The 17974-nt window shown below is 64.6% G+C and carries 16 protein-coding genes and 4 pseudogenes; 5 read left to right on the plus strand and 15 right to left on the minus strand.

The features are described from left to right. Positions 1–414 precede the first annotated feature (414 nt). The 7 genes and pseudogenes from CKO23_RS20610 to CKO23_RS20635 form a co-directional block, all read right to left on the minus strand. Complete coding sequence (locus CKO23_RS20610) at positions 415–705, minus strand: hypothetical protein (protein ID WP_200334332.1); 291 nt, start codon at positions 703–705, stop codon at positions 415–417. A gap of 329 nt (positions 706–1034) precedes the next feature. Next, complete coding sequence (locus tag CKO23_RS20615; protein ID WP_200334334.1) at positions 1035–1361, minus strand: type II toxin-antitoxin system RelE/ParE family toxin; 327 nt, start codon at positions 1359–1361, stop codon at positions 1035–1037. 4 nt (positions 1362–1365) lie between these two features. After that, a complete protein-coding gene (locus CKO23_RS20620; protein ID WP_200334336.1) occupies positions 1366–1635 on the minus strand; it encodes a type II toxin-antitoxin system Phd/YefM family antitoxin in 270 nt (89 codons plus the stop codon). A 70-nt stretch (positions 1636–1705) separates the two neighbouring features. Beyond that, positions 1706–2077: a protein-disulfide reductase DsbD domain-containing protein gene (locus CKO23_RS26770; RefSeq protein ID WP_369408006.1), complete on the minus strand. Its 372-nt coding sequence runs from the start codon at positions 2075–2077 to the stop codon at positions 1706–1708. After that, positions 2007–2645: an AGE family epimerase/isomerase gene (locus CKO23_RS25905; RefSeq protein ID WP_242482609.1), complete on the minus strand. Its 639-nt coding sequence runs from the start codon at positions 2643–2645 to the stop codon at positions 2007–2009. Before CKO23_RS25905 ends, CKO23_RS26770 begins: the two co-directional genes overlap by 71 nt. A 290-nt stretch (positions 2646–2935) precedes the next feature. Beyond that, a pseudogene (gene ssb / locus CKO23_RS25910) lies at positions 2936–3163 on the minus strand (single-stranded DNA-binding protein); the annotation flags it as partial. A gap of 63 nt (positions 3164–3226) precedes the next feature. Beyond that, on the minus strand, positions 3227–3577 hold the full coding sequence (locus tag CKO23_RS20635) for a hypothetical protein (RefSeq protein ID WP_200334339.1): 351 nt from the start codon (positions 3575–3577) through the stop codon (positions 3227–3229). Positions 3578–4138: 561 nt separating this feature from the next. On the opposite strand from CKO23_RS20635, the gene CKO23_RS20640 reads away from it, so the two are divergent. The 3 genes from CKO23_RS20640 to CKO23_RS20650 all read left to right on the plus strand — a co-directional run bounded on the left by CKO23_RS20640 (position 4139) and on the right by CKO23_RS20650 (position 5922). Beyond that, positions 4139–4690, plus strand: coding sequence for a YaeQ family protein (locus CKO23_RS20640; protein ID WP_200334341.1), 552 nt, complete (start codon positions 4139–4141; stop codon positions 4688–4690). A gap of 87 nt (positions 4691–4777) precedes the next feature. Beyond that, on the plus strand, positions 4778–4993 hold the full coding sequence (locus tag CKO23_RS25915; RefSeq protein ID WP_242482606.1) for a CIA30 family protein: 216 nt from the start codon (positions 4778–4780) through the stop codon (positions 4991–4993). 317 nt (positions 4994–5310) lie between these two features. Further along, positions 5311–5922 carry an NAD(P)-dependent oxidoreductase gene (locus CKO23_RS20650; protein ID WP_200334343.1) on the plus strand — a complete coding sequence of 204 codons (612 nt, stop codon included), beginning with the start codon at positions 5311–5313 and terminating at the stop codon, positions 5920–5922. A gap of 295 nt (positions 5923–6217) precedes the next feature. Here CKO23_RS20650 and CKO23_RS20655 read toward each other — a convergent pair whose 3' ends face one another. Beyond that, positions 6218–6643 carry a zinc-ribbon domain-containing protein gene (locus CKO23_RS20655; protein WP_200334345.1) on the minus strand — a complete coding sequence of 142 codons (426 nt, stop codon included), beginning with the start codon at positions 6641–6643 and terminating at the stop codon, positions 6218–6220. 193 nt (positions 6644–6836) lie between these two features. Here CKO23_RS20655 and CKO23_RS20660 point away from each other — a divergent pair. Then, positions 6837–7094: pseudogene (locus tag CKO23_RS20660) on the plus strand (ISNCY family transposase); the annotation flags it as partial. 185 nt (positions 7095–7279) lie between these two features. Further along, a pseudogene (locus tag CKO23_RS20665) lies at positions 7280–7444 on the plus strand (transposase); the annotation flags it as partial. Positions 7445–7711: 267 nt separating this feature from the next. Here the strand turns inward: CKO23_RS20665 and CKO23_RS20670 are convergent. The 7 genes and pseudogenes from CKO23_RS20670 to CKO23_RS20700 all read right to left on the minus strand — a co-directional run. Then, complete coding sequence (locus CKO23_RS20670; protein WP_346014648.1) at positions 7712–8002, minus strand: Fic family protein; 291 nt, start codon at positions 8000–8002, stop codon at positions 7712–7714. 101 nt (positions 8003–8103) lie between these two features. Beyond that, on the minus strand, positions 8104–8955 hold the full coding sequence (locus CKO23_RS20675; protein ID WP_200334356.1) for a response regulator: 852 nt from the start codon (positions 8953–8955) through the stop codon (positions 8104–8106). A 7-nt stretch (positions 8956–8962) separates the two neighbouring features. Then, complete coding sequence (locus CKO23_RS20680) at positions 8963–9415, minus strand: response regulator (RefSeq protein ID WP_200334358.1); 453 nt, start codon at positions 9413–9415, stop codon at positions 8963–8965. Positions 9416–9431: 16 nt separating this feature from the next. Beyond that, positions 9432–10979, minus strand: a complete 1548-nt coding sequence (locus tag CKO23_RS20685; RefSeq protein ID WP_200334360.1) for a sensor histidine kinase — start codon at positions 10977–10979, stop codon at positions 9432–9434. Between the two features lie 16 nt (positions 10980–10995). Beyond that, positions 10996–12039 (minus strand): ABC transporter substrate-binding protein, encoded by a 1044-nt coding sequence (locus CKO23_RS20690; protein WP_200334362.1) that lies wholly within the window; start codon positions 12037–12039, stop codon positions 10996–10998. Continuing rightward, the gene (locus tag CKO23_RS20695; RefSeq protein WP_346014649.1) at positions 12036–16523 is read right to left on the minus strand and encodes an EAL domain-containing protein; all 4488 of its coding nucleotides are present in this window, start codon (positions 16521–16523) and stop codon (positions 12036–12038) included. Before CKO23_RS20695 ends, CKO23_RS20690 begins: the two co-directional genes overlap by 4 nt. Beyond that, positions 16512–17014: pseudogene (locus tag CKO23_RS20700) on the minus strand (chemotaxis protein CheB); the annotation flags it as partial. The gene CKO23_RS20695 and the pseudogene CKO23_RS20700, both read right to left, overlap by 12 nt. Positions 17015–17974 lie beyond the last annotated feature (960 nt).

The following is a 17974-nucleotide window of genomic DNA, read 5'->3' on the forward strand; positions in this document are numbered from 1 at the left end:
GATGAAGAAAAACACGATGAAGTATCGCCTCACGACCTGGAAGGACGGGGCACAACACACCCAACTCTTGGACGCCCAAGGGCTGTACCGTCACAGCGTGCGCAAGCACTGGCAAACCCTCAAGGGCCTGCCCTATCAGACCTCTTGCCTGGATGTGGGGTTGTAAGCCCAAACCCCAGAAATGGCTCTCCGGTATTTCATGGGGCGGTATTTCTTTTGATATCAATATTCTGCCGGGCGGGTTGTGCGGCTACTTGCGCTGGAGCCAGGGCCGAAACTGCCAACGCCCATCCAGCTTTCAAAGAGTTACCGTTTGATGCGCTTTTTCAATGCGTGTAAATATTTAAAAATCAGTAGGTTATAATTTTCGCGCTCAGCCCTATTTTTGACTTTCGTGTACGCCAAAAATATCAATCAAGTATTTGTTTTGGAAGATATTTGCTTACCCCATGAAATCCTGGAGAGCCCCAGAAATTTCTGTCGATCAGAAACAATCAATAAGTTACGTTCAGCAGAAGCGGTCAGGCTGACCGCAGAAGCCAGCAGAAGAACCATTTTTCGTGAGAGACGATGAATGCAAGTGATTGATAAATAGTCTCTTCGGAATTTTCGAGGGTTTGGGCTTAGAACCCCATAGAGCGTGAAGAGCTGCGTCAGCAGCATAACGGCGATGAAGCCGATGAGGGCGTAGATCAGCCAGTGCATCGTGGACTCCTGTAGTCAATGATTGTGAGCAATCGGCAAGCTCGCCCCGCCACTGACCACGCCGATGGTCGATGGAGCGCCAGGGTGATGTGCATCGGAACGTTCTCCTCGGTTGGAAACCTGCAACGCGCCCAGAGCCAGGGCGCGAGCATTAGTCGGACCGGTCGAGGATTCCTGACAGGCTCCGGTCGGGCGGTCAGTTCGTCATGGTCGGTACCTGGAGCACCAGGGCTTCGGGGGATGACGTCGGGGCTCGGCGAATCACGGCTCATGGCGGTGGAACCGAGCCGCGCCGCACGCTCGTCAGCCAGGGCGGCTGCGGGCCATACTCAATCGGCGGGATCCTGGGGCTTGGCAGATGCCGGCAGCCGCAACAACCGCTCGCTGCGCCAGACACGAACAACGCGCACCTGCAGCGGATCCCGGCGATAGACGATCCGGAATGGCGGGTGGATCAGCTCGCGCAAGAAGGGCTGGCCAAACTCCGGAACCATGCGTCCGAGGTCCGGGTGGTCAGCGAGCGCTTCGACGCGCTGGAAGACCTCGGCGACAAGCCGGTCGCCGACCTCCGGTACGCCTTGCGTGGCGTGCCACTCCCGGATGCCCGCCAAGTCGTCGAGCGCGGACTCGGCGAAGCTGATCGCGGCGAGACGCATGCCGCTATCCCAAGCCGAATCTGGCCTTGGCCTCGGAGAGGGAGACCTCGCGGCCGGCGTCTAGGTCGGCCAATCCCTCGACCACCGCGCGCATAAAAGCGCGTTCCTCCGCGGCCTGCTCGTAGTCGGCCAGTGACTGCATGACGGCGACGCCGCGGCCTCGGCTGGTCAGCAGCACCGGCCGATGGGCCTCGGCGGCGTGCTTGACCACGCGACCTGGGTTGACCTTGAGGTCGGTCAATGGGACCACGTCTTCGGAAAATCTCACGCTCATGGACGCTTCTCGCTTGGGCTTGCCTGGCATGGACAATAGCACCTGTTCAGTGGTCCGCCAACATCACTGATTAAGGGTCCGGAACCTGAAAGAAGAGGGTTTCAGGGGGTAGGCACAGGGCATCGCTGCACACCTGGAGATGCAGTTCCACCGGTGCCCAGGGGTGCGCCTGACCCAGCGGGTCGGCCGTTCGCTCCAACGCCGCCTCGATGCGCACACGGCCCTGGTAGCCGGCCAGGGGCTCGCGCTGAAAGACTAGTGTGAGGATTTCCGAGGGCGGATAACGGCACTCCCCCAGGTGCCATCCAGTGGTGTCGCCAGTCAGGCGGACCCGGGTGGGGATCAGGTCGTCCTGGAGCGGCTGCGCGGCGCTAACATGCCAACCTGGGCGGAGTGTGAGATCCAGAGCCAGCGTCGCGGCGCCCGGGCCCTTGGGCCGGATGCGGGCCTCGACGCGCGCCGCGCCGCGGGCGGCATACTGCCTGGGGCCCCTTCTCCCCATGGCGCAGTCGGTTGAGCGCCACCAGCAGGGAGGGGAAGGCGGTGGGGGTCTGCCACACCTGGCCCGAGACCGACGCCAGCAGCGACTTGGCCCGTTGCTCATAGGACAAGTCGTCGCTACGCCGGGCCGGGGCCGCCAGGAGGTGCAGGGCGGCGGAGGTCGCCGAGGGCATGGCCCCGTCGCTCAGGTCCTTGGGGCGGGCCATCAGCGGGGTGTCGGTGGGCGCCTCGCCCATGAAGAGTCCGCCCCCGCTCGGGTCGGCGAAGCGGCTCCACAGGGCATCGGCCAGCTCCCGAGCCCGGTCCAGCCAGCGCGGCTCACCGGTGATGTCGTAGAGGGCGATCAGGCCCTCGCCCAGAAAGGTATAGTCCTCCAGCAGCGCCGGGCGGGCGGCGCGGCCATCGACATAGACGCGCTTGAGCGTGCCGGGCTGGCGGCGAACCCTGGTCCAGAGCAGGTCTGCGGCGCGCTCGGCGGCGGCCAGGTATTCGGGGCGCTTGCAAGGCATCGCCGGCCTCGGCGAGGGCGATGATCATGATGCCCTTTCAGGCGGTCGGGATCTTCTCGTCCCGGTGGGAACGGGGACGCCCCCTCGAAATAGCTCGAGGAGAGGTCGTAGAGCACCCGTTCGCCCGTGTGCAGGTGCCGTTGTGCGTGGTGCGGATCCGGCTGTCGGTGGAGCGGAACGCGAACGGCCTTCGCGTGTGCCTGATCGCTCCGTCGCGCAGGATGGCCTGCCATCGAGCTGCCATCCTGCGCTTGATACTGGCGCGTGCGCAGCTTGCCTTCGATGTAGACCTTGGAGCCCAAGTGCAGGTACTGCGCGGCGATGTCGGCCAGGCGCCCGAAGAGCACCACGCGGTGCCACTCGGTGCGCTCGCGGCTCTCGCCACTGGTCTTGTCGATCCAGGTCTCGCTGGTCGCCAGCGAGAGGTTGGCGACGGCGTCGCCGCTCGGGAGCGCTCGGACCTCGGGATCCACGCCCAGGTTGCCAATGAGGATCACTGTGTTGATGCCGCGTGACATGGTGTCGTCTCCTGTTGCAGGGGTCAGGTCAGGACCGCAGGGGCGCGGGGTGCCGCTGGAGGGCTATATCTCTGGGGCATGGCGCGTGACTCGGCGAGCCGCTGTGCGGCGCGCACGCCAGGCCGCGGCCGAGCCGCTGAATACCGGCCCCGCGGACGGCTCCAGCACCACTGCCTCTCGCGCCCGCGGCGCCGGGCAGCGCGCCGCGGGCAGGTCGATCAGGCCGCGGCGCTCCAACTCCACCAGCGCCTTGCGACTACTGACCTCCTTCGGCTTGCCGGCGCCATCGTGCCAACCCAGCCAGTCGCACACCCGACGCGACAGCGCGCTGCGGCTCAGCCCGTCCTCTGCCGACACGGCGGTGCGTATCCGCTCGCGGATCTCGGCGGTGAATGTCTGACCATACAGCCGCATGGGGCGCTACAGTAACTAGTGTGTCCGATAGACAGCCTGAGGGGAGGTGTCTCCCCAGGGGCTGGAAGGCCAGCGTGGGCTGGCGGATGGTGCGCGCGGTCTTGTGAATCGCCCGCGCAGGCGATAAAGGATCCCAGGTCATGAGATCGCGCGAACATCTGTCCTCTCGACGCCGCCGATCACGCATGGCAACGCCGAGGCGACAGGGGGCCGGCGTACAGGCTCAGGGTCTGGATCAGCGGTGCGGACGCACGCGGGCTCAGGACGTCCCGACAGCCTGGCCGGGATCAGACGCCGTCAATCGGCGCGTGAGGGGCGCCAAGGGATGGCGCGGGTGGTGCGCGGAATTGGGGGCCTCCGCAGGCCGGTCACGCGTGCGATGGAAGCCGCGAGCAAGGCTTTGTTTTCTAGCACGCGGATGAAGGTCGCGTAACCCCTGCGAGCGCTGCGCAGCGACCGCCCGGCGACCAGGGGCGATGGCCGGCGCCTCCGATCGCCCAGGCTTCGCGGTTACCATGGGCACCCTCACCTTCCCATTCCGCCCCAACGTCAGGACATTCCATGGCCCTCAAGGCAACCGTCTTCAAAGCCCAGCTGCAGATCAGTGATCTGGACCGGCACTACTACGAAAGCCACACGCTCACACTCGCCCGCCATCCCTCGGAGACGGAGACGCGGATGATGGTGCGACTCCTCGCCTTCTGTCTCTTCGCCGATCCGCAGTTGAGCTTCACCAAGGGGCTCTCCACCGACGAGGAGCCGGATCTGTGGCAACACAGCCTGAGCGGTGAGATCGAGCGCTGGATCGAGCTGGGTCAACCGGAGGAGCGACGCCTGCGTCAGGCGTGCGGACGGGCTCGGCAGGTAGTGGTGATCAACTACGCGGGCCGGGCGGCAGCGCTCTGGTGGCAGCAGATCGGGGCCAATCTCGGGCGACTGCGCAACCTGCGAGTACTGGATCTCGATCCCGCTGAGGTTGAGGCCTTGACCGCGCTTGTGGAGCGCAGCATGGACCTGCAATGCACCCTCGATGGCGGCCAGGTCTGGATCGGCAACGGCCAGTCGATGGTCGAGCTGACGCCGACCATTCGGCAGGCGGGGGGCGATCGATGAGGGAGCGCCCTGCTTTCAGCCGAGGATCTGGCCGACGACTTCCGCGCTACCGAGGGACGCTCGCGGCTCGGGACAGGCTGGCGATTGATGGCGGACACTGTCAGGAGTGGTGCCTCCACGGCGCGGATGAGGCTCGACCCGCTGGACGGACGCCAGTTGCTCTGTTTCGAGGCTGAGGTGCATCTGGAGCAGAACGGCGACTTCGTGCAGGCCAAGCTGGACCTGACCCAGTGGGGTGCCCCACTGGACGCCGGAGGTTTTGCCGGGGTGCGACTGATCGTCCGTAGCAATGGCGAGCCCTAAAACCTGCATCTGAAGACCCGCGACTGCCCCCGCCCTGGGGCAAGCCTATCGGGCAACCTTCCTGGCAGACGAAGACTGGCGTGAGATCCGGGTGCCCTTCGCGTGCTCCAGGCCCTATCGCCGGAGCGCGCCGTTCGATGCTGGGCCACTCACGCAGCTCCGCCTTGTCACGATCGGACGGGGCTTTCGGGCCCGGCTCTGATCGGAGGTGGGCTGGTATCGAGAACGCGAGGACGGCGCCGCGCCCTCGCCTTCCGGCTGAACCGCCCCCATTGTCTCGCCGCTACTTCAATCGACCACGTTCAGGAGACAACGCCATGCACATCGCCCTCTTCGGCGCGACCGGCGGCACCGGTCGGCAGGTCCTGGCCCAGGCACTCGAGCAGGGTCACAGCGTCACCGCCCTCGCCCGCGATCCCACGAAGCTCACGCCCCGCGACGGTTTGACGACCATCGGCGGAGATGTGCTCGATGCGACCGCTGTGGTCCAGTGCATCCAGGGTGCAGACGCCGTCATCTGCGCGCTCGGGTCACACGGCCAGCAGACGCCCATCGAAGCGCGCGGCACTGAGTGTATCCTGACCGCAATGCACGAGACCGGCGTGCGCCGATTGGTGGTCGTGAGCTCGCTCGGTGTCGGTGACAGCCGGGCGCAGATCCCCTGGGGATTTCGACTGGTCATGGACCTTTTGTTGAAGCGCATCCTGGAGGCCAAGGCGGAGCAGGAACGGCTGGTGATGGCGAGCGGGCTCGACTGGATCATCGTACGCCCCGGCGGACTGACGGATGGTCCCCGCACCAGCGCCTATCGCTTCGGTGTCGATCCGACCCTCAAGTCCGGTCGCATCGCACGGGCGGATGTGGCGGATTTCATGCTCCGCCAACTGACGGACGATACCTTTCTGCGTCAAATACCAGCGGTCACCTGAGAGCGGCAACGCGTGGCACCTCGGATCGACCGAGATCCGACATCGGCCGATCGGCGCCAATTCGACCACCTCGCCCAAGAAGTGGTCAAGCAGCGACCAGTACGCGGTTTTCTCAATGCTGGCAGATCGTTACCGCCGGATGACACAGGTTATCCACAGAGACATTCACGGAACCTGGGGACAATCGCCCGACGCCAGAATTTGGTTGTCGGCAATGGATGCACGCGTGGCCTTGTTCGTGCGGCGAACCTCCGGCGCGAAGACGGCGACGCTGGATCCGGGTCGGCGACTGAGACTACCCAGCAGGGGGACGCATCCGCCGTCGGAAGAAGGCCTCGTTGGGGTGCCGAGGCCGGGCCGCCATGGCCTCCATGTGACGCTTCTGCGCCGTCTTGCGGTCCCGAATGCGCTTGCGACAGGCGCGGCAGCGCACCGCGCGCGAGTCGATGTGACCCTTGGCGACTTCGTACCACCACTTCTGCTGCGCTGCTGTCCAGACCTCCTGTGCACCACAGTCGCGACAGATGAAGCACTGGTCCACGTAATAGTCAGGCAGGAGGCCGTAGGTGTTGTTGTGACTGAGTGCGCTGTGGTCGGCTGCGAGCGACCCCGCGGGCGTCTCGCCGAACGCGTGTCTGGGATGGCGGAGCGTCGTCAGCTTCATCACGCGTTTGGCGCGTTTCGCCTTGATCTCGGCACGACGTTGCCGATTGCTCTTCATGGAATCTTGCTCTCTGGACTGCGCTGCTCCGATACCGCGCGAGACTGCGAAAACCACGCCTCGAGATCACTGACGGGTCCGCTCAAGCCCAAACAGTCGTCGCGAGTACCTCAGCCCTGGAGTGGTTGAGGCCTTGCAGACACAGTATTAACCAACGACGGATCAGACTCGGCGCCGATCGCCTCTGGCCTCGGGCAAATGCTCGAGCGCCGAGTGGGAGCGTGAGCACGACCCGCGCTTCATCCGTCTGCGCCACCGCCACAGCGCCGTGGAGTCGGCCATCAACGCCTTGGAGGCTCATGGGCTGGACCTCTGCCCCGACCACGGCCTGACCGGCTTCAAGCGCTATGTGGCCCTAGCGGTGGTCGCGCGCAACGTTCATCGCCTCGGCGCCATCCTGCTGGCCGCTGAGGTCGAGCAGGAACGGCGTCGGCAACGGCGAGCTGCCTGACACCATCGATGGCGCGATGCGGGGACATTCGGGGAGGCGTGTGTCTGCGCAAGGGCCATGATGACACTTTTTTCATGCGGCGGTGCGCTGTGTGTTACAACCAGAGCTGACTCAAGAAAAACGCCTCGCCGGGCGCGATCAATTGCCCCCGACTGCGGTCAAATTTGGAGTTTTCGGTCAGGCACGAACGAGCACAGGCGCAACCAGCCACCGTGATCCTGAAGCTGTTCAAGATCGCCGTGCGCGTGGTGCAGTACAAAGATCGCGTCAAGTTGCAGCTGCCCTCAAACTGTCCAGTCAAAGCGCTTCTGCATCGCCTCACTGAGATCCTGTTCCTGACCCGTCCACCGACGCGCCTGTGCTCAGCCCCTAGCCCACACCCCTCGACGGCTCGACCCACCGCCTTGATGCTCCCGCCTGCGTGGGCAGGAGCGCCCATGCCTGTCTGACAGAAATCTCCCTCTGTCGATGGGGCCAGAACAGTGATTTGCGACCATCAACGGCTAAATCCGCCCGCATCACACGTCCCGACAGCCTGCCCGTCGGCTCAATCGCCGCTACGCCCGACAATAATGGTCAGTTTTCAGTGCCGCCAGCAGGTTTATGAAACATTCGGGTTAGGGGTCGCACCCGAGCGAAGTCCACCGAATCCCGCGCCGTCGTTGGTGGACTGCGCTGCGCTTGTCCAGACTACAGAAGACGGCTGGACCAGAGGACGATCGCCGCCTCACCCGGCCAAGTCGGCCATTGCCGTATTGAAGCGGATGGATCGCCAAGAAGGCGACCACAAAGATCCCGATCGCTAGCAAGGGATGCAGGCTGTCGTCGTGGCTGGTCCCGTCGAACCAGACGACCACTTCCAGCATCAGCATCGGGGTTTCCAACGGGCTCGCGGTCTCGAACACGATGCCGACCTGACGGCCGTCGGCGTCGAAGGTTGAACATGCCTTCCAGTGCCAAGAGTGGAGCGACGTGGCTGCTGCGGCGCAGAAATCCGTCCGCTGTCACCTCAGGCGCGATCACGGTAGAGAATCGCCAGACGGGCCATCATGGTCAGGACGAGCGTGCGGCTGCGTTCGCGAATGGCCGCGGCACTGTCTGACTCGCCCGCGATCGCCCGATGCAGGGCGACGGCGTGCAGGTCGATGAGATCTGCGGGTGAACCACGCTGCTCCACCAGACGATCGAGGATGGCATTGGCTCCATCGCCGAGGGCGTCGCTCTCGAACCCCGCTGACGTTCCAATGACGTTGATCAACAGAACCTGATAATCCTTGGCCAACTGCTCAAACAGCGCTGGGGCGGCGGTGCGCAAGGGGATGACCCTCGCATCCAAAGCGTCTCGCTTGATGGCCGCGCGCACCGCATCCTGCTCCGCAATCACCGGCACGTCCGACAACCGCGCCTGGGCGCGCCGACGTCGACTACGCTCGATGGCGTAGCGCAGAGTCCGCGACAGCAGATTCTGGGTCACCAGTTCGGACTTGCTCAAATAGTCCTCCGCCCCAGCGCTCACCGCGTCGCGTCCCAGATGCTCGTCTTCGAGCACCGTGAGCACAACCACCGGAATACCGGCGTTCAGCTCCAGGATCGCTTGCAGCGTTGCCAGACCTTGGCTGTCGGGCAATGCCAGGTCGAGCAGGATGACGTCGATGCCGGGCGCCCCTTCGTCGCTCAATCGCGCCTTGGCCGCGGCGAGTCGCTGCACGTTCTCGATCCGGTAGTGATCGATGCCGTTATCGGTCAGCACGCCCTCCGCTAGGGCCGCATCGGCGATGTTGTCCTCCACATGCAAAAGGCGATGGACCGTTGCAAGCTGTTCGAGCCAGGTGTTGTCATGCTCATTCTCATTCTCATTCATCGGCGCCCTATTCCTGTTCTTTGTTCCCTGGTAGGCGCGCCACGCCGAGCCAGAAATCGTCCAAGGCCCGGATCACCCGTGCGAACTGTCCCAGGTCGACCGGTTTGGTCACGAAAGCGGCGGCTTGATGGGCGTAGGCGGCTTGGATATCGCCCTCGTCGTTGGACATCGTCAGCACGATGACCGGAATCGCCTGGAGTTGCTTGTCCTGCTTGAGCGCCGCGAGCAGTTCCAATCCGCCCATGCGCGGCAGGTTGAGATCGAGCAGGATCATGTCTGGGCGCACCCTGTCGGAGGCGTCCTCCTGGCGCAGCCAACGCAAGGCCGCGACGCCGTCGCGCACCCAGTGCAAGCGGTGCATGGCCTTGGTTTCTGACAACAGCTCGCGCGTCAGCTCGGCATCCGCCGTGCTGTCTTCCACGAGCAGGATCTGGATGGGTTTTCGATGGGTCGGATTCATGGCCAGGATCCCGTACTCAATTCGGTGTCTGGAGCGCATCGGCGTCGGCCCGGGGCGGCGGGTCGTCGGGGAGATCGACGTTGAAGCGCGCGCCCTCGCCAGGCGCCGATTCCACCGTGATCGTGCCGCCGTGACGCTCGACGATCTTCTTGCAGATGGCCAAGCCGATCCCGCTGCCAGGATATTCCTCGTGCGTGTGCAACCGCTGGAACACCTGGAAAATCCGCTCATTATAGGCCGGTTCGATGCCGATCCCGTTGTCCGTCACCGACAGACGCCATCCCGGCGCGAGCGTCGCCGTCTCGCCGATCTCCAGGCGCTTGGCGCCGATTCGAATCAGGGGCGGACGTCCAGGCTGGGCGAACTTGACAGCATTGGCCACCAGGTTTTGCAAAAGCTGGCGCATCTGGGAGCTAACCGCGCGGATCTTGGGCAGCGGCTGGACCTGGACCTCGGCCCCAGCCTCGGCGATCGCCTCGGCCAGATCCTCGCGCACGCGCGCCATGATGTCCGCAAGGTCCACTTCGGTGAACGACTCGTTGCGGGTGCTGACCCGAGAGTAACGTAGCAGGTCTTCGATCAGGCCATACATGCGCTGTGCGCCATCGACGGCGAGGGCGATCCAGTTTCGCCCCTTGTCGTCGAGCCGGTCGCGATAACGCTGATCGATGAGCTGCAGAAAGCCGCTGACCACCCGCAGCGGCTCCTGCAGGTCGTGCGAGGCCACATAGGCGAAATTGGCCAGCTCCTGGTTGGAACGCTTGAGTTCGGCCAGCACGATCCGGCGATGCGCCGCCAGCTCGCGGCGCATCCGGATCTCGCGTTCGAGTTCGACGCGCGAGGCCAGGGTCTTCTGCAGCGTCTCGGCCATGTGGTTGAAACTGAGCGCCAACTCGCCGATCTCGTCGCGAGATGACACCTCGGTGCGCACCGAGAGATCGCCATCCTTCAGCTGCAACGTGCTCTGGCGCAAACGGATCAATGGACGCACGGTGGCGACATAGAGCCACCAGCCGGAAGCGGCCGAGACCAAAGCGAATAGCGCGAGCAACAATTGGAGGATGACGTTGCGCTGGCGCCCCTGAGCCTGCATGTGGTAACCGCTGTCGGTCATCAGCCAATGCACATCATTGGCCATATCGGCCTGCGTCGTCAGCAGCCGGCGCAGCCGGATATCCACCAAATCCTCGGCGTGGGGCACCCGCTGAGTTCGACTCGCCCGCAGCTCATCCACCAGGGGCGGGAGTACCTCCGTGACGCGTTGCATCAGCCGCACGCGCAGCGCCCACCCGTCGCTGGAGAAGGGACTGACTCCATCCAGACGTTGAAGCAACCTGTTTTGCTCCACGCGCCACTGTCGCTGTCCGCGCGCAAAGTTCCAGTAGCGCATCTCATAGGCCAGCACCTGCATGGAGTTGATCGCCTGATTGGCCTCGTGCAGCCGATCGATGTCGGCGAAGGCACGCGCGTCGCGCTGCGCGTTCAGGGCTAGGGCCAGAATCGTTCCAGTCGACACCAGAAACACCAGACCGGTTTGCAGAGCGAGTCGCAGGGCGATGCGCATGCTGGACCTCGATCGTCTAACGGATGAGGGTGACGCTGCCGGGGATCAGTTGGCGCAATGGCCCGGGATCGATGTAGCGCAGGAAATCGGGCAGCGGCTGATTCGGCTTGCCCATATCGCGCAGATGCCAGCGCGCCTCGGCCTCCAGCGTCAGCAATAGCCCCTGATCCAGGAACAACTTGAAGACATAGTCGTTCCATTGCCGCTCGATCACCGCCACGGGGATCCCCAGGCGTTCGGAAATGATCCGCTGGGCCTGCCGTGGTTGCCCGTTGGCGAACTCGACGCCAGCCTCGACGGCGCGCAACAGACGGACCAGGGTCTCGCGATGCTGTGCCACCACGCTCGGACGGGTCACCAGATTGAAGGTGAGCCGCAATCCTTCCTTGGAGGTAAAGATGACCGCATCGTCGCCGAGCGTCTGGGCGGCGTGGGAGATGTGCGGCTCCCAGGTCGCGATGGCATCCACCTCGCCGGCCTCGATGGCGGCGGCCAGTCGCTCGGTCGGGAGGTCGATGCCCTCCACCGTGTCCAAGTCCACACCGGATTCGATCAGCAGAACCTGTTGGAAGAGGTCCGCCGTGGTGTTCTTTTCCAGACCCATGCGCTTGCCGCGCAGATCCGTCGGTGTCTCGATGCCCTGGCTACGGCGCGCCAGGATCTTGCCGTGGGCATGCGAGTAGATGAAGGTGGCCAGAATGACGACACCATCCTGGCCATCCAGCACTGCGCGCATGATCGGCGCGTCCGCCGTGGTGCTGACGTCGATCTGACCGGCGAGCAAGGCCGCGAGCGCCTGCTTGCCGCTGTTGTAGTAAGTCAGATCGAGGGCGAGCCCCTGCGCGGTGAGCAGATCCTGTGCCTCGGCGATGAGCACCGGGGTCGACATGATGGAGTTGGAGATCCCGAGCCGCAGGGCTTGTGGCTTCGCCGTCGCGTCATCGGTCGGCGGCGCCTGAGGTGCGTCGCAGCCGCCGACCAGCAACAGGCCGAGTAGGAGCGCGCCCCAGGCGCGCCCTGGCCGGATAGGGGGCGTGCGCTTGCGGGCCGGAGACGTCATGTTGCTTGCTCCTGGATGCTGGCGTTATGCGCCATGAGATAGGCCTCGACCTTTTCCGGTGGCATGGGCTTGGCGAACAGGAATCCCTGAAGCTGGTCGGCGCCGAGCCGGACGAGGGTCTCGGCCTGGAGATGGGTCTCCACACCCTCGGCGATCACCCGGGCGCCGACGCCGTGGGCCATGGTAATGGCGGCCTCGATGAGGGCCAGGTCGCGCAGATGGTCCGTCGCGCCCAGATCCTTGACGAAGGAGCGGTCGATCTTGATCACGTTCACCGGGAAGTCGCGGACGTAGGCAAGCGAGGAATAGCCCGTGCCGAAGTCGTCCAGGGCGATGCGCGCCCCGCGTTCGGTCAGCCAGGTCAGGTTGGCCATCACGCGGGTGTCTCCGGCGCCCATGAACAGGGATTCGGTGACCTCGACGACCAGGCCATTCAGGGTGTCATTCGGGCCAGCGCCGAAGAGTTCCGCCAGATCCAACCGGCGAAACAGACGCGGGCTAAAATTGACGGCGACCTGGAGACTTGCATCAATGCGCTGGCGCCATGCGGCCAAGCGCGCGCGGGCATCGGCAAGCACCAGCCGGGTTATCGGCTCGATGAGGCCGGATTCCTCCGCGTGCGGGATGAACGCGGCGGGCGGGAGCAGGCCGTACTTGGGATGGCGCCAACGCACCAGGGCCTCCAGCGAGCAGGGACGTCCGCTCGCGGCCACCACCACCGGCTGATAGAAGGCGCACAGCTCGCCGTTGGCGATGGCGTTGCGCAGGTCCGTCTCCAGCTTCAACCGGCGCATGGCGTCCGCATTCATGCCAGCCTGGAAGAAGGCAAACCCGTGCCGACCGCCGTGCTTGGCCTGGTACATGGCCGCATCCGCGTTGCGCAGCAGATCCGAGGATTCACTGCCGTCCTGGGGGAACACCGCGATGCCGATCGAGGCGGACGCAAACAGGGTCTGACCCTTGATCTCGAAGGGTTTCTCCAGTGCCTGCAGCACCTCGCGGGCGGTGATCTCCGGGGCCTGGGAGCGCTGGTACTTAGGCAGCAACAGCACGAACTCATCGCCACCGAACCGGCTCAGGGTATCGGAGGCGCGCACCAGACCATGAATGCGCTCGGCCACGCCGACCAGCAGCTCGTCGCCGGCCTCGTGGCCCAGCGAATCATTGACCTCCTTGAAGCGATCCAGGTCGATGAACATCAGGGTCAGACCGTAGCCCTCGCGGCGGGCGTGGCGCAACTCCTGTCCGAGCCGATCCTCCAGCAGCAGCCGGTTTGGCAGGTTGGTCAGCGCGTCGAAGTTGGCCTGATGGTAGATGGTCTGCTCGTAGGAGCGGCGCTGCGTGATGTCGGTGACCACCACCATGTAGTGGCCAAGATCATCCACGCTGGTTCGCTCCAGGGTACTGACCTCGGTCTCCAACACGACGAAATTGTCGCCTTCCACCTGCGCGTGGACCTCGCCGGACCAACGTCGGCTCTGCTCCAGCGTCCGCCAGATGTCGGCATTGAAGGCGGAGCGCGTGGCCCGCGCCGGAAAGATGTCCGGCACGCTGCCAATCAGCAGGTCCTCGCTACGTTTGAGGATACGCAGCAGCGCCGGATTGACGAGGATGATGCGGGTATCGTCGTCCAGCACCATGACCCCGTCCTGGGTGGTGCGGAAGACGCTGTCGGCGATCTGCAATTGACGCAGCACCTGACGGTGACCGAAGGGGTTGCGAAAGACGGCGACGGCCGCGGCGCGGCCACCGAGCATCAGTGGCTCGGTGGACAAGACAATCTCCAGCGACCGATGCGCGGCGCCATCCGTGGCCGTTGCGACGCGCTTGAGGGTGCGGCGTTGCCGTGTGGACATCGCGATCAGCTTGGCCAACTGCTCCGCCTCCTCCGCGGCGAGCACCGCGCTGGCGGGTTGCCCGACTAACCCCTTGCCCTCCAGCGCGAGCAGAGACTCCACGGCGCCGTTGACGAACAGGATGCGGGCCTCGGTATCGAAGCCGATGATGCCGTCGGCGCCGGTCTCCATCAGCAGATCGAACAGCCGGCAGAGATCGATGTCACCGCTGACACTGCCGCTGCCGCTGCCGCTGCCGTGCTCGTACTCCGCCGTGATATCGAAGGTAAAGCCGACCACATAGCGCAGCCGCCCATGCTCGCGCAACGGAAAGGCGCGGGTGCGCAGCCAATGGGTAGCGCCGTCCTTGGGGTGGATGATCCGGGACTCAAGCGACCAAGGCTCATCTCGGGTGTTGAGATGGGCCTGCTTGAGTGCGTGCGCATCCGCCTCATGCATGACCTTGAAGAGGTACTCGGGGTCGCGCAGCACCATCTGCGGATCCAGTCCGTAGAGATGGCGAAATGCCGGGTTGACATAGCGGATGGGACCGAACTCCGGCTCCTGCACCCAGATCACCGCTTGGTTGGTCGCGGCAAAGGTCTCGAACAGCCGGTTGGCCTCGAGCAAGGCCTGCTCTCGGTTCTTGAGCTCGGTGATGTCGGCCATGCTCAGCACCGCGCCCTCGATGGCGTGGTGCTTGCCGAGGTAAGGGCGGATCTCGATCTGGAAAACGCTATCGCCGACATCGAGCTCGAAGGGGTCGATCGTCGCGCCCGCCATGACATGATGCAGTTGCGTCTGGATGTCGGCCTGCGGAATCCGGATCGGCAGCGCCGCCAGGTTGCGTCCGAGGTCGCTCTGCGTGAGGCCGATCTGGCGCACGGCATTGGCGTTGAAGCGGGTAATGAGCAAATCCTTGTCCAACACCACCATGGCCACCGAGGTGGCATCCTGGACGTTCTCCAGTTCCTCGAGGGTGCTGACCACCTCCTGGGTCTTGGCCTGGAGTTCGTCGTTGACCGTGGTGAGTTCTTCGTTGGTGGCCTGCAGTTCCTCGTTGGAGGTGGCCAGCTCCTCGTTGGATGCCTGCAACTCCTCGCCCGCGGCCTGCAGCTCCTCGTTCAGGGATTGGAATTCCTCGTTGGAGGTTTCCAGTTCCTCGATGACCGTCTGGAGATGCTCGCGGGTGTTGGTGAGCTCGTCCTGAAGCACCCTGATCTGATCCTGCTCAGCCGCGTCGGGCTCGCTCCGCTTGGCGCCGCGCTTGCTGAAACGCGTGGCTTCCACCGTGCGCCGCGCGACCTCGAAACTCAGCCGCAACGCGGTTGACTCGCCCTGCCCGGACGCGATCCGGGCGACACACATCCGAAAACCAGAGTCTTCACCCTCGGCATAGTGCGCCTGACCGGCGGCACTGTCGGCACCGCCCTGGCGCACGCGGTGGATGAGGGCGCGCAGCTCAGTGCGCAGGTCCGAGCGAATGAAGCGCAGCACGTCCAGCTGCGCGCTGCCCTCGCCGAGCTGGAAATAGGGCTGAGTCTGCCCGAACAGCTCCACGAGCTTATTGCCCCCGTCCATGAGCACGCTCGGCGGCGCATAGGCGCGCGCCAACTGCTCGCGCAGCAGTAGCTTGGGGTCAAGCGGCTTGGTCGACGGCGGGATCCGGCCCAGGCCGCTGACGGGACTGTGCAGCTGAATCAGCCTGGGCGTCAGCAACTGTGCCAGGTCGTTGCGCTGGAAGATGCGTGCCTTGTGCGTTTGCTTGAACAGCGTCGAGGTGCCGATCACCTCGGAGCTGCCCATGAACACACGTCCGCCCGGGTTGAGGGCATAGTGGAACACCTGAAACAGGTGCTGCTGGAGATCCGGCTTGAAGTAGATGAACACGTTGCGGCACGAGATCAGGTCCAGGCGCAGAAAGGGCGGATCCCGGATCAGGTCCTGGCGGGCGAAGGCCACCATCTCCTGGATGCGCGGCTCGATGCGGTAGCCGGTCGCGGTGGCCGAGAAGTAGCGTTGGATGCGCGCCTTGTCCAGCGCCTCCAGCGATGCCTCGGGATAGCGGCCCTTGCGGGCATGGGCGATAGCATCGACGTCGATATCGGTGGCGAAGATCTGCGTCGGATGCCGCGTCAGGTTGCCCTCCATGGCCTCGTGGACGAGGATGGCGATGCTGTAGGCCTCCTCGCCGGTGCCGACGCCCGGCACCCAGATGCGGATCGGCTCGCCCGGCTTCTTGGCGGCCACGATGGTGCGAATCACCTCGCCGACGGCCTCGAAGGCCTCCTTGTCACGAAAGAATGCGGTGACCGAAATGAGGAAGCTCTTGGCCAGCGCATCCAGTTCCTCGGGGTGCTCGCGCGTGAAGGCCGCGTAGGCGTCCAGGTCGTCGAGCTGAAGGGCGGTCAGTCGGCGGTTGATCTGCCGGGCGATGGTGGCGTCCTTGTACTTGGAGAAATCCAACTGCTGGCGTCGCCAGATCCCGTTGATGATGTCGTCGACTGGACCCTCGGAGATCCTGGTGGCGCGCTTGATCGCCGCTGTGCGGGCGCGGGGCACCTCCAGCAGGACGCTGATCTGATGGCCGATGTCCTCCGGGGCCATGATGAGTTCGGCCCCGCCGAGGGTAATCGCCGCACGCGGCATGGAGTCATACTGGGCGGTGCTCGGGTCCTGGGCGATCGTCAGACCGCCCTGGACGCGAATGGCGCGGCTGCCGTGGGCGCCATCGGAGCCGGTGCCCGAGAGGATGATGCCGGCGCAAAGCTCGCCGCGCTGGTTCGCCAAACTGTTGAAGAGGGTGCGATGGAGGGCTTGGGGACAACGGCTTGAGACGGCGTGGTCAAGCGAATCAGGTCGCCGTTCAGGGTGATGTCCGCGTTGGGCGGACAGACATAGAGATGACCGGCCTCGATGGGCGCGTCGTCCTCTGCCTCGACGACGGGGAGCGTGGTCTGCTTGCCGAGCAGTTCGGTCAACAGGCCGCGGTGCTGCGGCGACATGTGCTGGGCAATCAGGTAGGCCAGCTGGGTATCGGCGGGGAGGTTGCGGATGATGAGTTTCAGTGCCTCAAGCCCCCCCGCGGATGCGCCGATGCCGACGACATAGCGAGGCGGTCGACTTCGGGGAGTGTTCACAATCGCAGTCCTCGGCCTTTACCCGTGCGCGGATCCAGAAGCCATCCACGGGTATCGGCGCCAATGTTGAGCCTCTGGATGCTCATGGCTGCTTGGCCGTGTCATCCAGCATCTACCGATACGCGCCATCGGGAAAGGGAAAGGGAAAGGGAAAGGGAAAGGGAAAGGGAAAGGGAAAGGGATACAGACTGCTAGCCCGTCTCGTCGGCGGATCGCCGCCCCTAAGTTTCACTCGTCTCCGAATCCGTCCTTGCCGCCATATCCCGAGCGCCTTGAAGTATTGCACAATGCAATGCCGTACTCCATGACAATTGGGGCGCAGTGGCGAGTGCCCAGAACCGGTCGGCCATGCGCTACCGCTCAAGATCAAAGCGGCGTTTCTGCAGGCTGCGCGCTTCGTGACCACATCTCCAGCATCGGCGATGGGATGAATCTCTGGACGGGTTCTTTGGTGCGGCGGCGCCGTGGAGGCGACAGGGCCTTTCGGCCCGGTCGCCGATCGCTCAATGGCCTGCGATCCTGGCGCTACAGGCGCTCTTAGCATCGACTTGCTGGTGATGCTTGATCCGCAGTAGCCGTTTACGGCGTCGCATCAGCCAAGGCACGCGCACCGAACAGGGCTCGCGTGCGTTCGCCGTCTTGGCGAGCGTCATCGACACCTGCCGCAAGCGCGGTGTTTCGCTCTGGCCCTATCTGGCCGAGGCTTGCCCGCGCCCGCGCTGCCGCAAACCGCCTAGCTCACGGCCCAAGGCGAGCAGGCGATGAGACACCGGGGGATAAACGGCTACCTTGGCGAAGCCAAACCCATGTCCCCCCTATGGCACCTCAGCACCCATGGCTGTGAAGGTCACGATTCGTGGCAAATCATCGGACGCCGTTCCCCCCGCTTCAGGGAGGGCGTCTTGGGCTGTTGACGCTGTGCGAGCAAGCGCGCGACGGACAGATGCGGCTTTTTCGGAT

The sequence above is a fragment of the Thiocystis violacea genome (assembly GCF_016583565.1).
Taxonomy (GTDB): domain Bacteria; phylum Pseudomonadota; class Gammaproteobacteria; order Chromatiales; family Chromatiaceae; genus Thiorhodococcus; species Thiorhodococcus violaceus_A.

What these genes read in the sequence shown, in the direction of transcription:
- CKO23_RS20635 (WP_200334339.1), bottom strand. Translation starts at nt 3,577, where the DNA reads ATGCGGCTGTATGGTCAGACATTCACCGCCGAGATCCGCGAGCGGATA.
- CKO23_RS20610 (WP_200334332.1), bottom strand. Translation starts at nt 705, where the DNA reads ATGCACTGGCTGATCTACGCCCTCATCGGCTTCATCGCCGTTATGCTG.
- CKO23_RS20620 (WP_200334336.1), bottom strand. Translation starts at nt 1,635, where the DNA reads ATGAGCGTGAGATTTTCCGAAGACGTGGTCCCATTGACCGACCTCAAG.
- CKO23_RS20650 (WP_200334343.1), top strand. Translation starts at nt 5,311, where the DNA reads ATGCACATCGCCCTCTTCGGCGCGACCGGCGGCACCGGTCGGCAGGTC.
- CKO23_RS25915 (WP_242482606.1), top strand. Translation starts at nt 4,778, where the DNA reads ATGGCGGACACTGTCAGGAGTGGTGCCTCCACGGCGCGGATGAGGCTC.
- CKO23_RS20685 (WP_200334360.1), bottom strand. Translation starts at nt 10,979, where the DNA reads ATGCGCATCGCCCTGCGACTCGCTCTGCAAACCGGTCTGGTGTTTCTG.
- CKO23_RS25905 (WP_242482609.1), bottom strand. Translation starts at nt 2,645, where the DNA reads ATGCCTTGCAAGCGCCCCGAATACCTGGCCGCCGCCGAGCGCGCCGCA.
- CKO23_RS20675 (WP_200334356.1), bottom strand. Translation starts at nt 8,955, where the DNA reads ATGAATGAGAATGAGAATGAGCATGACAACACCTGGCTCGAACAGCTT.
- CKO23_RS20695 (WP_346014649.1), bottom strand. Translation starts at nt 16,523, where the DNA reads ATGCCGCGTGCGGCGATTACCCTCGGCGGGGCCGAACTCATCATGGCC.
- CKO23_RS20640 (WP_200334341.1), top strand. Translation starts at nt 4,139, where the DNA reads ATGGCCCTCAAGGCAACCGTCTTCAAAGCCCAGCTGCAGATCAGTGAT.
- CKO23_RS20680 (WP_200334358.1), bottom strand. Translation starts at nt 9,415, where the DNA reads ATGAATCCGACCCATCGAAAACCCATCCAGATCCTGCTCGTGGAAGAC.
- CKO23_RS20655 (WP_200334345.1), bottom strand. Translation starts at nt 6,643, where the DNA reads ATGAAGAGCAATCGGCAACGTCGTGCCGAGATCAAGGCGAAACGCGCC.
- CKO23_RS20690 (WP_200334362.1), bottom strand. Translation starts at nt 12,039, where the DNA reads ATGACGTCTCCGGCCCGCAAGCGCACGCCCCCTATCCGGCCAGGGCGC.
- CKO23_RS20615 (WP_200334334.1), bottom strand. Translation starts at nt 1,361, where the DNA reads ATGCGTCTCGCCGCGATCAGCTTCGCCGAGTCCGCGCTCGACGACTTG.